Here is a 14,270-nt window from a genome sequence, read left to right on the forward strand (position 1 = left end):
CTAGCAACGCGGCAGCAACGAGAACAGACGATCGGACTCCTGCGAGAGGACCTCCCCCAAGGGCACTGACCTCACCATCCACCCTGAGGGACACCTGCGCGCGGTCAACGGGAGACCCGGCAAAGTCCGCAGCGGGCGGAAGGGTTCCCGACGCTGATAGCCTCCACTTCGACGCCGGTGTTGCGACGATTACTTGAAACCACCGCGGCGGAACTGTTCAGTTTTCGAGCATCGTCTGCAGATTCTCCCCTGAGCCCCGAGTCCGAGGGCCGATGCGGCGGGGAGCATCAACAGAAGTCGCCCTGTTCAATGACCAAGAACCAGGAGCCTTCCACCTTCGCGAGCCCGAACTCTAGGTGCTCAGCTCCTGAATCTAGGGAAACATACGGCGTCGAGACCATCTCTGATCCAATCGCGGGATCAACAACCACCTGATCGACATGCTTGTTGACAGTTGCCCGGACGCTTTCGCCCACGAGGCTGGAGATTTTGTTCATAAATGCCTGAGCGCATTCCATGGAAGTGTCTCTTGCGTGTATGAATGTGCCTCCTTGATGGATCGATAATATACCTCGAAGTTGTGTCGCGTCGTTCTTGCGTATTGCGGACTCAAGGGCTGCCGCAACTGACTTCTGGTCGCGCAGGTCCGCCTCTTGGTTTCGAGCGTCGGCGCAGGAACAAATGAGAATTGTTGAGGCTAGTATCTGAAGAAGTAACCTCGGTATTGTTTGGCGCGGCACTAGCGGACTACTGTCCACTTGGTGGAGGTCTGGGTTGACTCCTTCTTGAAAGTTGGCCGGGTGCACCACGGGTCAGTGCTGCATTTCCGAAGATAGCGGTATCGAAAGTTTGGATACGTCGCGACGACCGTGTACTTCGGTACAGTCTTTGCCTTTACTGCTTGGGCATAGACGTGTTCGGCCACAGTGATGTCCTTTGCGTTCGATCCCCAACTCGCAGAGTTCACTGTGTTAGAAGTTCGGCGAATGGTGATTCCCTTTTCTTTGAACTGATATCCGACGCCTATGCTAGCAAATCCCCAGCCGGCTCCGACGGAAACACTCCACGGTGAAGAGGATGGCGAGGTTACTGTCGGCGAAGCATGGTAGTCGTTCGAGGTGGCGTTCTGAGAGGATTTTACGGAGACGCTCCAGGGGCCGCCGCGGGATCCCTGAGACTTTTTGTCGTAACCGGCGAACTCGGTCTTGACCTTTACGTAGTAATAGTCCTGGGCCTTTACCTTCTCGTTGTCGATTCGGAACTTCCATGCACAGAAGCGGACCGTGCCGGTCTTCCGGTCTAGAGGCCAGTTTCGCGGGTCCCCAACGTAAACCCGATAGGTAAAATCGACGCCACTGTTTCCGCGCCACTCAAGCCAACTTGAACACCCGCTCGAAAGCAGTGTGCCCGGAGTGAAGCTAGTCGCGTGTGCGGTAGTGACGGCAGGGGTCCCAGCAGTTGTGCTGATTGACAGGAAGACAATTGCTAGCGCCGAAAGGACCATGCGCTGAGTTCTCTTTATCATTGATCAACGCTCCATTGTGTGCCGTTCTTGGTGCGCTTGCACAGCGCGACATGACTACGGGGCATGATGCTAGCGGTCGAACGGAGCTTATGCAAGAAGTTTCCGGTAGTCGGACACTTCGGAGTCTGTGCGCGATTGGCGTGGGCCTCCGCGGATGTAGTCGCCTCAGAGGAGGTGACCCTTCTATGGCTGTCAAGTCGTGATGGCTGTGGTATCGATCGGGCTCGCGGCGCGTTCGTCGGCCCTGTTCACGGTCGTCAGCGCACGATGGATCTGCTGGGCGAGGTAGCGCTTGAGGCGGCGACGCACCGTGTTGCCAGAGGACGCGGGGTTGAGCTGACACCTGCGAGCGAGGCGAACGCTGCCTCGGAGTGCATGCGCCCGTCGTGAGATCACGCAATCATTGCCACGGCTACTATCACGGGCCGATCCCAGGCTTGTCGAGGAGAACGCGCGCCGGACTCTGCTTGAGCAGTGCCGCGATCCTCTTGGTGTTCTCAGCGAGCTCCTCGCCGAGGTCGAGGACATGTTTAGCCAGCCGCACTGCCTCGGTTCGTGCGATGACCAACCTGACCGCCTTGGTGCGGGAGCGCCGCATAGAGACCTCGATGATCTGCTTGCCGGTCTGCGGTCTGCGGGCATCGATGCCGAGGCTGAGGACGCGTAGCAACGTAATCGACGCGTTGATGGTCGCAGTCCGCTCGGATGTCATGTGATCGCGGGCGGCCAGCAGGACGCGCAGGCCGGCGCGCGCCGTCGTCCTTGTGTAGGTAGCGTTGCTGGTCGGCTCGCCGCGGGAGCACCGAGGCCGCTATTCGCCGAGGGCGCCGCTCCACTCCTGTCCGCTACGAGCGTGCGCATCCCGGTGTTCTGGTGCGTGTTGACTTCAGGAGCCCTGCCGCATCCCCAACGGCGACTGGCAGCGGGTGGTGAGCCGTCAGCAGAGGCATTCGAACCGGAAGATCGTCCGTTCCGAGGGCGCCTTCCTGCATCACGGGGTCGACGATCATTCGCCGCTGGTGTACTCCGAGATATTCGGCGACGGTTTCAAAGAACTCGCGGGCGCGTTCCGGGAACGCGCCCGCGAGCTCTTCGCTGAGCATTGCATCGCTGCGATGCGCGTGATCACTGACAACGGGTCCTGCTACCGCTCGCACGCTCTCCAAGACGCGCTCGGCATCGGCGTGAAGCACAAGCTCACTTGCCCGCCTCCACCGCAGGCCAACGGGAAGGCCGAGAAGTCTGGCCGCACCCGGCCTCAGAATGGGCTTCCGCTAGCCCCTACGGGGCAGAGTCCGAACATGCCGCGCCTACCAGCATGACTCCACGAATGCAATCACCACGGAGCCGACGGCGGCTTCGGTGGGCTCTCACCCATCGGCCGCGTTCACAACCTCAGCGGGAACTGCAACTAACCATCGCCGTCGGCGACGGCCCACCTAAGGTGAAGCGGGCCGTCGGGTCGTGCCTGTCAGGCGCGGTTGGAGTTGACGGCGTCGATCTCGTCCGTGACCTGCTCGCTGTTGGTTTCCTCGGCAACCGCGGCGGTCTGAAGTTCGCCGTCTTCGTCGATGACGACGGACTCAGCGAACTCGCCAGGCTCGCCGGCGTAGAAGGCGCCCTCGAGAACGGCGGGTGAGCCGCCCAGCGAAAGCACACGAGCAACGAGGCCCGCGATCGCGGCGCCAAGGAGGGGGCCGACAACGAAGAGCCACGATTGCTTGAGCGCCCAGGACTCGGCGAAGAACGCGACACCGAGGGAGCGGGCGGGGTTGACGGAGCCGCCTGTGAAGGGCGCAGCGACGAGGAGGGTGACCGCGAGCGCGAGGCCGATAAAGGCCGGGGTAGCGGCGCTCGCCCGAGGCTTGGCTGTGGCGGAGAGCACCAGGCCGACAAAGGCGAGCGTGAGAATGACCTCGACGATGAGGCCCGTGAGGATGGGGGTCGTAAACGTCGAGTGCGTGTCGAAGCCGTTGGCGCCGAGCGCAAGGACGCTACGCGCGCCCTCCGTCGCTCCGATCGCTTCGGTGACGGTACTCGGGACGATGGCGAAGAGAGTGATGGCCGCGAGGGTCGCGCCGACGACCTGTGCGAGCCAGTAGACCGGGAGATCCGCCCAGCGGGTGCGGCCAGCAATGGCCGTGCCGAGGGTCACTGCCGGGTTGAAGTGCCCGCCGGAGATGTGCCCGACGGTGGCGATGGCGATCGTCAGGCCGGCACCGAAGCCGATGATCGAGACAAGCGTCGAGATACCGCTGACGACGAGGGCGGGATAGATCGTCGCACCCACACCGAGCAGCACGAGGATGAACGTGCCGAAGACCTCGGCGCCCGCGCGCAGAAGCAAGGACGGGCCCACGGGGGCGGGGGCGAGGGGGAGGGGCTCGAGGGGGGTGGCGTCCGCGGCGTCGAGCGCGGTGTCGTCAGTGAGCGACATTGTGGTCCTGTCTGTCTCGTGATGGTTGGCCGCGCAGCGCGGAAGAAAGCGATCCACCCGGATGGCGGGCGGCTCTCGCGATGCTGCCGTGCCAGGCTGGACAAACCCTGAGTGTGCCACTTCGCGGACCTGAGCACGAGGTTGGGGCGACACCCGGTCAACTATCTTGACGTCAAGAAATCCGGTATCCTGGCGGGTGGACACCCCCCACACAGCACAGGAGCGTTGCACGCATGGGCAAGATCAAGGTCGTCAACCCGGTCGTCGAGCTCGACGGTGACGAGATGACTCGCATCATCTGGCAGTTCATCAAGGACCGCCTCATCCACCCTTATCTCGACATCGACCTCAAGTACTACGACCTGTCGATCGAGAACCGCGACGCGACCGACGACCAGGTGACGATCGACGCTGCGAACGCGATCAAGCAGTACAACGTCGGCGTCAAGTGCGCGACGATCACGCCCGACGAGGCGCGCGTCGAGGAGTTCGGCCTCAAGAAGATGTGGGTCTCGCCCAACGGCACGATCCGCAACATCCTCGGTGGCGTCGTCTTCCGCGAGCCCATCATCATCTCGAACATCCCGCGCCTCGTGCCGGGCTGGAACAAGCCGATCATCATCGGCCGCCACGCGCACGGCGACCAATACAAGGCGACGAACTTCAAGGTTCCCGGCGCCGGCACGCTCACGCTCACGTACACGCCTGCGGACGGCTCCGAGGAGATCAAGCAGACGGTCGTGACGTTCCCCGAGGAGGGTGGCGTCGCGATGGGCATGTACAACTTCAACGAGTCCATCAAGGAATTCGCACGTGCCTCGTTCGCGTACGGCCTCCAGCGCCAGTACCCCGTGTACCTCTCGACGAAGAACACGATCCTCAAGGCGTACGACGGCCAGTTCAAGGACCTCTTCCAGGAGGTCTTCGACGCGGAGTTCAAGGAGCAGTTCGACGCTGCCGGCCTCACGTACGAGCACCGTCTCATCGACGACATGGTCGCCTCGGCCATGAAGTGGGAGGGCGGCTACGTCTGGGCGTGCAAGAACTACGACGGTGACGTCCAGTCGGACACGGTCGCGCAGGGCTTCGGCTCGCTCGGCCTCATGACGTCGGTGCTCATGACGCCTGACGGCAAGACCGTCGAGGCCGAGGCTGCGCACGGCACGGTGACGCGTCACTACCGCCAGCACCAGCAGGGCAAGCCGACGTCGACGAACCCGATCGCGTCGATCTTCGCGTGGACGCGCGGACTCATGCACCGCGGCAAGCTCGACGGCACGCCGGAGGTCGTGAACTTCGCGCAGACGCTCGAGGACGTCGTCGTCTCGACGGTCGAGTCCGGCAAGATGACGAAGGACCTCGCGCTGCTCATCAGCAAGGACCAGCCGTGGCTCACCACGGAGGAGTTCCTCGCGGCGCTCGACGAGAACCTCGCCGCGCGTCTCGGCTGAGAAGCGCTCGGTGCGTGGTCTCGACGGCCCGTCAGGACAGATCCTGGCGGGCCGTCGTGCACGATGGTCCTGTGCGACGTCGCCGCTGGTGACGCACCATTGGACGTACGCAGGAAGCTGACGACGAAGGAGTTGGGACGATGACTGCGACACCCGTGACAGTGACGGTGACCGGCGCTGCGGGCCAGATCGGCTATGCGCTGCTCTTCCGGATCGCGTCGGGGCAGATGCTCGGACCGGACACCCCGGTGAGGCTGCGGCTGCTTGAGATCCCGGCGGGCGTGCGCGCCGCCGAGGGCACAGCGATGGAGCTCGACGACTGCGCGTTCCCGCTGCTCGCGTCGATCGACGTGACGGACGACGTGACGGCGGCGTTCGACGGCACGAACGTCGGGCTGCTCGTGGGGGCTCGGCCTCGGACGAAGGGCATGGAGCGTGGCGACCTGCTCGCCGCGAACGGCGGGATCTTCGGTCCGCAGGGTGCGGCGATCAACGCGGGTGCGGCGGACGACGTGCGGGTGCTCGTCGTCGGCAACCCCGCGAATACGAACGCGCTCATCGCGGCCAAGCATGCGCCCGACGTCCCGGCGAGCCGGTTCACGGCGATGACGCGTCTCGACCACAACCGTGCGCTCTCGCAGCTCGCGACGCGTGGCGGGGTGCCCGTCGGGCAGGTGCGGAACGTGACGATCTGGGGCAACCACTCGGCGACGCAGTTCCCCGACATCGCGCACGCGGACGTCGCGGGGCGTCCGGGTGCGGAGCTGGCGGCGGACGCGGCGTGGTACCTCGACGAGTTCGTGCCGACGGTTGCGAAGCGTGGTGCGGCGATCATCGAGGCGCGCGGCGCGTCGAGCGCGGCCTCGGCGGCGAACGCGGCGATCGAGCACGTGCATGACTGGGTGCTCGGCACCCCGGAGGGGGAGTGGACGAGTGCGGCGATCATGTCGGACGGATCGCACTACGGCGTGCCGGAGGGCATCGTCTCGTCGTTCCCGGTGACGTCGAGCGGCGGGGAGTGGGAGGTTGTCGAGGGGCTCGAGGTCTCCGACCTTGCGCGCGAGCGCATCGACGCGTCGGTCGCCGAGCTACTCGAGGAGCGTGACGCGGTCGCAGGCCTCGGACTCGTCTGACCTCTCTCGTTCCGTACGTCTGCGCCGCCCCGTCGACCTTCCCGGTCGGCGGGGCGGCGTCGTCGTGCGTGGACTTGGTGTCCGCGGCCGAGACCTTGTCGTGATCTCTTCTGCAAGAACACGGCCACTTTCGTCCCTTCGTGGGCCCTTTGCGCGGCGAATGTCATCCCATGTTGAGGCCGGCGTTTCTACTGTTGCAGCAAGTTTCAGCAACGACTACCCTCGGCGCAGACGTGAGCAGCGACACAGCGGTCGCACCGACGAAGGAGTCATGAGATGCAGGAACGTCGTCAGCCCGGGGTGAGGAGGCGGCGAGCCGCCGCCTACCTCTCGACCTTCGCCCTCGCGGCGTCGGGCATCGTGGCGGGTGCCGCGCCCGCCCTCGCCGCCGACCCCGAGGGCTACCGGCTCGTCGGCAGCCTCCAGTCCGAGCTCGGGTGCACGGGCGGTGACAACGCCGGTGACTGGCTGCCCGACTGCGACCTCGGCACCCTCGCCCAGGTGGGTACGTCGACCGGATGGTCGATCGATGCCGAGCTCCCCGCAGGCTCCTACGAGTTCAAGGTCCTCGCGGGCGACACCTGGGACGCCCAGGCCTGGGGTCGCGCCGGCTCCACCGGACCTGACGCCAAGAACATCCGCCTGACGACGGGCGGCGACTCCGAGTTCCGCTTCACCTTCGACTCCGACTCCGGCAAGGTGCAGATCGCGCCGCTCGGCACGACCGTCACCCCGCCGACCAGCGCCGACGCCCCGCGCCCTGTGCGCCAGCCCGGCTCCGACGAGCAGTTCTACTTCGTCCTCACCGACAGGTTCGCCAACGGCGACGCGAGCAACGACCTCGGCGGCATCGACGGCGACCGGGCCCAGCACGGCTTCGACCCGGCCGACAAGGCGTACTACCACGGCGGCGACATCGCGGGCCTGCGTGACAACCTCGACTACATCAAGGGCCTCGGCTCGACTGCGATCTGGCTGACGCCGTCGTTCAAGAACCGTGCCGTCCAGGGCACGGGCGCGGACCAGTCGGCCGGCTACCACGGCTACTGGATCACGGACTTCACGCAGATCGACCCGCACCTCGGCACGAACGACGAGCTCGAAGCCCTCATCGCCGAGGCGCACGAGCGCGGCATCAAGGTGTACTTCGACATCATCGTCAACCACACCGCGGACATCATCGACTACAAGGAGGGCGTCTACACGTACCGGCCCTCGACCGAGGAACCGTACACGCCGTTCATCCCCGTCGGCCTCAAGGACATCAAGGTCCCGGCCTGGCTCAACGACACCTCGCTCTACAACAACCGCGGCAACTCGACGTGGAAGGGCGAGTCCGCGATCCTCGGTGACTTCGACGGCCTCGACGACCTCGACACGACAAATCCCGAGGTCGTCCAGGGCTTCATCGACATCTACGAGGCGTGGGCGACGAGCGGCATCGACGGCTTCCGCATCGACACCGCCAAGCACGTCGACTTCTCGTTCTGGCAGCAGTGGACGACAGCCATCAAGAGGGCGACCGCGAGCAACCCCGACTTCTTCATGTTCGGCGAGGTCTACGACGCCGACCCCGTCAAGCTCTCGCCGTACCTGCGCGACTCTGACATGGACTCGGTCCTCGACTTCACGTTCCAGGACGCCGCGGCCGTCTGGGCCAAGGGCGGCAACGCCTCGAACCTCTCGACGCTCTTCGCCGGCGACGACTACTACACGACCGCGACGAAGAACGCCCACTCGCTGCCGACCTTCCTCGGCAACCACGACATGGGCCGTATCGGCCACTACGTGAAGGACTCGTCCGCCCGGGAGAAGCGATCCGCGCTCGCGCACTCGCTCATGTACCTCACACGCGGCCAGCCGGTCGTCTACTACGGCGACGAGCAGGGCTTCGTCGGCGACAAGGGTGAGGGCAAGGACAAGGACGCGCGTCAGTCGCTTTTCGCGTCGCAGGTCGCAGAGTTTGCCGACCAGAACCTCCTCGACGGCACGCCCGCCGGCACGAAGGACCGCTACGACACCGACACCGTGCTCTACAAGCACATCGCCGAGCTCGCCGAGCTCCGCAAGCTTCACCCGGCACTCGGCTCGGGCGCGCAGATCGAGCAGTTCGCCGACTCCGGGGCGGGGATCTACGCCTTCTCGCGCGTCGACACCGCAGCCACTCACATGCGCGAGTACCTCGTCGCGGTGAACAACTCGACGGCCGAGGACACTGCGACCTTCACGGCGCTCACGCCGGACGCCGAGTTCACGGCCCTGTACGGCCTGTCCGGCTCGGTGACGTCGGCGTCCGACGGCACCGTGGAGCTCACCGTGCCCGCGCTCTCCGCGGTCGTCCTCACGGCAGGCTCGGACCTCGTCGCAGACACCGACGCGATCGCGCCCGAGCTGTCGCTCGTCGCAGGCACGGGCCTACGCCTCGACGGCCCCGTCAAGGCGAACACACCGCCCGACACCCGCTCGCTCAACGCGATCTCCGTCGACCTCGGGACCGAGCGCTACGCAGAGACGACGTTCTGGACCCGGCTCGCGGGAGCCGACGAGTGGACCCTCCTCGGGACCGACGACACGACGACGCCGCGCATCTTCCTCGACACCGACGACTACGCGGCGGGCTCGCTCCTCGAGGTGCGCGCCGTCGTGCGCGACGCCGCAGGCGGCCTCTCGCAGACGACGACGACCGCGGTCGTCGGCGACGACCACGGCGTCGGCATCGACGCCGCGAACGATCCCGACCTCCGAGTCTCGATCCCTGGTGACCACGCCTCCGAGATCGGCGGCTGCGCCGACTGGAACTTCGGTTGTGAGTCGACCGCGCTCACGCTCCAGTCCGACGGCACGTACGAGGGCACCTTCGACATCCCGGCCGGGACCTACGAGTTCAAGTTCGCGTACGGCACGGGTGACGACCGCGCCTACGGACCCGGTGGGGTCCTCGGCGGCAAGCTCAACTACAGCTACACGCATGCCGGTGGTCCGGTGACGTTCTACTTCGACCCCGTGACGAAGCTCGGAGCCACGACCGCCGAGAGCAGGGTCCTCACGGTGGCGGGCGACTTCCAGGAGCAGCTCGGCTGCGCCGCGCCCTGGTCTGACGCGTGCCTTCGCACGCTCATGGACCTGCGCGACGACGGCACCTACCGCTACGTGCTCGACGGCCTCACGCCGGGCGACTACGCGCTCAAGGTCGTCGAAGGTCTTGACTGGTCCACCTCGTTCCCTGCGACGGGCCCCAACGTCGCGTTCGAGATCACCGCGGAGCACCCGGCGGCGATCGTCACGTTCGACCCTGCGACGGGCGACATCACGGTCGAGACCGGCGCTGCGCCCGTCGAGGGGCCGGAGCCGCAGCGTGAGATCGACGTCCGGATCACCGGATCGCTCAACTCCGAGATGGGCTGTGAGGGCGACTGGAAGGAAGCGTGCGACGAGTCGCTTCTCACTCAGCAGTCAGGCTCGGTGTTCTCAGGGACGTTCACGCTCCCGGCGGGCGACTACGCGTACAAGGTGACGATCAACGGCTCGTGGGACGAGAACTACGGGTCCGACCGTCAGCACAACGGCCCCAACATCCCGCTCACGCTCACCGAAGAGACCGACGTGACGTTCGTCTACGACGACGACTCGCACTTCGTCGACGCGATCTACGCGGGCGGCCCGAGCCGTGCGGCCGTCGTCGCCGGAACTCTTCAGCAGCAGCTGGGCTGCGCCGACATCTGGGCGCCCTCGTGCCTCGGTTCGTGGCTCCAGAACCACGACCGTGACGGCCAGGTCTACGTCCTGCAGACCAACCGCCTCAGGAAGGGGTCGTACTCTGCGAAGGCAGCTCTCGACCTCGGCTGGGCCGAGTCCTACCCGGGCTCCGACCTCAGCTTCACCGTCCCGAAGGACTACGCCACGATGAACTTCCGTCTCGACCTCACCACGAAGGAGTTCACGGCTGCGGCCGACACCTCCGTCGCGGGCGAGGGCTCGCGCGCCTACTGGCTCGACGAGCGCACGCTCGCCGTCCCGGCCTCCGCGGTCGCCGGCGCGGCCTGGACCCTGCGGGCCGCTGCCGACGGCGGCATGAGCGCCAGGAAGGACGGCATCGCCGCGCCCGCGGGCACGACAGTCCACGAGCTCACCGCGCTGAGCACGGGCCTGCCCGCAACGCTCCGCACCGCCTACCCGCACCTCGCGACGTACGCGGCGCTCGAGCTCCCGGCGGGTGTCGACCGTGCCGCGGTCGAGTCCGTGCTCCAGGGCCAGCTCCTCGTGTCCGCCGAGAAGGACGGCAGCGTCGTGTACGCGACGGGTGTCCAGCTCGCGGGCGTCCTTGACGACGTCTACGCGGCCGCGCTCGAGCGCGACCTCGGCGCGACGTTCGCCGCGGGCGTCCCCACGCTCACGCTGTGGGCGCCCACCGCACGCTCGGTGACGACGCAGGTGTGGCTCGACGGTGATGGCACCGCCACGGGCGAGATGACGGAGGTCCCCGCCACCCGCCAGGCCGACGGAACCTGGGTGACGCAGGGCACGGCCGCGTGGAAGGACAAGGCCTTCCGCTACGACGTCGAGGTCTACGTGCCGTCAACCGGCAAGGTCGAGCACAACCTCGTCACCGACCCGTACTCGGTCGCGCTGACGCTCAACTCGACGCACTCCGTGCTCGTCGACCTCGCGGACCCGGCCTACCGGCCCACCGCGTGGGCGACGGCCACCCCGCCAGCGATCGCGCGGCCCGTCGACCGCTCGATCTACGAGCTGCACATCCGTGACTTCTCGATCACCGACACGTCGGTGCCCGAGGCGCAGCGCGGCACGTACCTCGCCTTCGCGGGCGAGGGCAACGGCGTCAAGCACCTGCGCAAGCTCGCGGCAGCGGGCCTCAACACGGTGCACCTCCTGCCGTCCTTCGACATCGCGACGATCGAGGAGGACCGCAGCAAGCAGAAGACGACGGGCGACCTCTCCAGCTTCGGGCCGGCCTCCGAGGAGCAGCAGGCGGCTGTCGACGCGATCAAGGACGAGGACGGCTTCAACTGGGGCTACGACCCGCTGCACTGGACGGCTCCCGAGGGTTCGTACGCGACCACGGGCAACCAGGACGGCGGCAAGCGCGTCGCTGAGTACCGCACGATGGTCGGCGCGCTCCACCGCAACGGGCTCCAAGTGGTCCAGGACGTCGTCTACAACCACACGGCGGCGTCCGGCCAGGACCCGAAGTCCGTCCTCGACCGCGTCGTGCCCGGCTACTACCAGCGCCTCTCGGCGACGGGCGGCGTCGAGAACTCGACGTGCTGCTCGAACGTGGCGACGGAGAACGCCTTCGCGCAGAAGCTCATGGTCGACTCCGTCGTTACGTGGGCGCGCGAGTACAAGATCGACGGTTTCCGGTTCGACCTCATGGGGCACCACTCCAAGGCGAACATGCTCGCCGTCCGTGAGGCGCTCGACGCGCTCACGGTCGCGAAGGACGGCGTCGACGGGAAGAAGATCTACCTCTACGGCGAGGGCTGGAACTTCGGCGAGGTCGCGGACAACGCCCGCTTCGAGCAGGCGACGCAGGGCCAGCTGAACGGCACGGGCATCGGGACGTTCTCCGACCGCCTCCGCGACGCGGTCCACGGCGGCTCGCCCGTCGACGGCGGCTCGACGTTCGTCCAGGGCTTCGGCACGGGCCTCGGCACCGACCCGAACGGTCGCACGCGCGGCGACGGCGGCACGAACACGGGTGCCGCCGACGAGATCGCGGACCTGCGCCACCAGACGGACCTCGTCCGCCTGGGCCTCGCGGGCAACCTTGCGGACTACACGTTCACGACGTCCGCTGGCACAGCGCAGCGGGGTGACGAGCTCGACTACCGCGGTGCTCCCGCGGGCTACGCGAGCCAGCCCGACGAGGTCGTCACGTACGTCGACGCGCACGACAACGAGACGCTCTTCGACATCCTCACGCTCAAGCTGCCGAAGGACACGTCGATGGCCGACCGCGTGCGCATGAACACGCTGTCGCTCGCGACGACGACGCTCGCCCAGACGCCGACGTTCTGGCACGCGGGCACGGACCTGCTGCGGTCGAAGTCCCTCGACCGTGACAGCTACAACTCGGGCGACCACTTCAACGCGCTCGACTGGACCGGGAAGAGCAACAACTTCGGCGTGGGCCTCCCGCCCGAGGAGAAGAACGGGGAGAAGTGGTCGCTCATGACGCCGCTCCTCGCCGACCCAGCGCTCACCCCGTCGGCCGCGGACATCGCGACCGCGAACGCACAGGCGCTCGACCTGCTCCGCCTGCGGTACTCGACGTCGCTCCTGCGTCTCGGTTCCGCAGATCTCATCAAGCAGAAGGTGTCGTTCCCGGGGTCGGGTGCCGACGCCGTGCCCGGCCTGCTCCTCATGCAGGTCGACGACACGGTCGGCACGGACGTCGACACGGCGCTCGACGGCGCGCTCGTCGCGTTCAACGCGTCGCCGGCGCCGATCACGACGACGGTTGCCTCGCTCAAGGGCCGTGCGTTTGCGCTCTCGCCGATCCAGGCGAAGGGCTCGGACGCGGTCGTCAAGGGCACGACGTTCGATGCTCGGACCGGCACGGTGACGATCCCCGCCCGCACCGTCGCGCTTCTCGTCGAGAAGTCGACGGAGCCGACCGACCCGCCGACGACCGCGGAGCCGACCGAGGAGCCGACAACCCCGGCCCCGACGCCGACGACCGAGGCCCCCAAGCAGTCGACGACGCGCCTGTCGCCGACGACGCTCACGACGACGCTCGGCTCGCGGGCCGTGTGGACCGTGCGCGTGTCCTCGGCGGGGCGCACCGACGGCGGGACGGTGACGCTCCAGGCGGGGTCGAAGGTGCTCGGCTCCGCGAAGGTCAGAGGTGGCGTCGCCAAGGTCCGGCTCTCGAAGACGGCGGTCGCCCGCGTCGGGCGCACGTCGGTCGTCGCGAGCTTCTCCGGCACACCGACCGCGGCAGCGTCACGCTCGTCGAAGGGGGCGCTCGTCGTCAACCGGGCGAAGGCGCGGCTCAAGGTCACGGGGACGACCGTCCGCACGGGCGAGCGTGCCGTCCTCAGGGTGCGGGTGAACGCGTCCGCGGGCTCGACCGCCGGACGGGTCACCGTCTACCAGGGCAACCGCAGGGTCGGCTCGGCGCGCGTCGTCAAGGGCTCCGCGAAGGTCGTCCTGCCGCGTTCCGTGTCGGCGAAGGCCGGCAAGGTGCGGCTCACGGTGCGCTACTCGGGCTCGACGACGGTCACGAAGACGTCGACCCGGACGACGCTCAAGGTCGTGCGGACGAAGCCGCGGCTGAGCGTGACGGCTCCGGACGCCCGCGTCCACCGTTCGGCGTACCTCACGGTTCGCGTCCGGGGGACGGCGCACGCCCGCCCCGAGGGGACGGTGACGGTGCGTCTCGACGGCAAGAAGATCGCGTCGGTGCGCCTCTCGGGCCGCTCGACGTCGACGACGCTGAGGGTGCGCGTCGTCGCGTTCCGCCCGGGTGACCGTGACATCACGGTGACGTACGGCGGCTCGGCGCGGCTCGCGAAGGCGAGCGCGAGCACCACGATGACCGTCCGCTGATCCCGCACGGCGGCACGGCGCAGGGCGCGTCCTCCTCACGGAGGGCGCGCCCTGCGCCGTCCCCGCACCCGCGCACCCGCGCCGCGCCAGCCCGCCCGCCCACCGCGCGCTTTTCGCGACGAGGAATCCGCGTAGATGGTTACTGGGAGTAA

The 14,270-nt window shown here is 67.2% G+C and carries 8 protein-coding genes; 4 read left to right on the forward strand and 4 right to left on the reverse strand.

Annotated elements, in window-relative coordinates; genetic code table 11:
- Positions 1-287: 287 nt before the first annotated feature.
- The 3 genes from IGS67_RS05240 to IGS67_RS05250 all read right to left on the reverse strand — a co-directional run bounded on the left by IGS67_RS05240 (position 288) and on the right by IGS67_RS05250 (position 2,237).
- Positions 288-497, reverse strand: a complete 210-nt coding sequence (locus tag IGS67_RS05240) for a hypothetical protein (RefSeq protein ID WP_192278944.1) — start codon at positions 495-497, stop codon at positions 288-290.
- Positions 498-739: 242 nt separating this feature from the next.
- Positions 740-1,525, reverse strand: coding sequence for a hypothetical protein (locus tag IGS67_RS05245; protein ID WP_192278530.1), 786 nt, complete (start codon positions 1,523-1,525; stop codon positions 740-742).
- A 418-nt stretch (positions 1,526-1,943) separates the two neighbouring features.
- Positions 1,944-2,237 (reverse strand): hypothetical protein, encoded by a 294-nt coding sequence (locus IGS67_RS05250; protein ID WP_192278532.1) that lies wholly within the window; start codon positions 2,235-2,237, stop codon positions 1,944-1,946.
- A 217-nt stretch (positions 2,238-2,454) separates the two neighbouring features.
- Between IGS67_RS05250 and IGS67_RS05255 the strand changes: the two genes are divergently transcribed.
- Positions 2,455-2,847 (forward strand): DDE-type integrase/transposase/recombinase, encoded by a 393-nt coding sequence (locus IGS67_RS05255; protein ID WP_192278534.1) that lies wholly within the window; start codon positions 2,455-2,457, stop codon positions 2,845-2,847.
- Between the two features lie 149 nt (positions 2,848-2,996).
- Here the strand turns inward: IGS67_RS05255 and IGS67_RS05260 are convergent, their stop codons facing one another.
- Positions 2,997-3,962 (reverse strand): MIP/aquaporin family protein, encoded by a 966-nt coding sequence (locus IGS67_RS05260; protein ID WP_192278536.1) that lies wholly within the window; start codon positions 3,960-3,962, stop codon positions 2,997-2,999.
- A 233-nt stretch (positions 3,963-4,195) separates the two neighbouring features.
- Between IGS67_RS05260 and IGS67_RS05265 the strand changes: the two genes are divergently transcribed.
- The 3 genes from IGS67_RS05265 to pulA all read left to right on the forward strand — a co-directional run bounded on the left by IGS67_RS05265 (position 4,196) and on the right by pulA (position 14,118).
- The gene (locus tag IGS67_RS05265) at positions 4,196-5,413 is read left to right on the forward strand and encodes an NADP-dependent isocitrate dehydrogenase (protein WP_192278538.1); all 1,218 of its coding nucleotides are present in this window, start codon (positions 4,196-4,198) and stop codon (positions 5,411-5,413) included.
- 140 nt (positions 5,414-5,553) lie between these two features.
- A complete protein-coding gene (locus IGS67_RS05270; protein WP_192278540.1) occupies positions 5,554-6,546 on the forward strand; it encodes a malate dehydrogenase in 993 nt (330 codons plus the stop codon).
- A gap of 276 nt (positions 6,547-6,822) precedes the next feature.
- Entirely contained in the window at positions 6,823-14,118 is a 7,296-nt protein-coding gene (gene pulA / locus IGS67_RS05275; protein ID WP_192278542.1) for a pullulanase-type alpha-1,6-glucosidase, read from the forward strand.
- The last annotated feature ends 152 nt before the right edge of the window (positions 14,119-14,270 follow it).

This window comes from Flavimobilis rhizosphaerae (assembly GCF_014852685.1).
GTDB classification, from domain to species: domain Bacteria; phylum Actinomycetota; class Actinomycetes; order Actinomycetales; family Cellulomonadaceae; genus Flavimobilis; species Flavimobilis rhizosphaerae.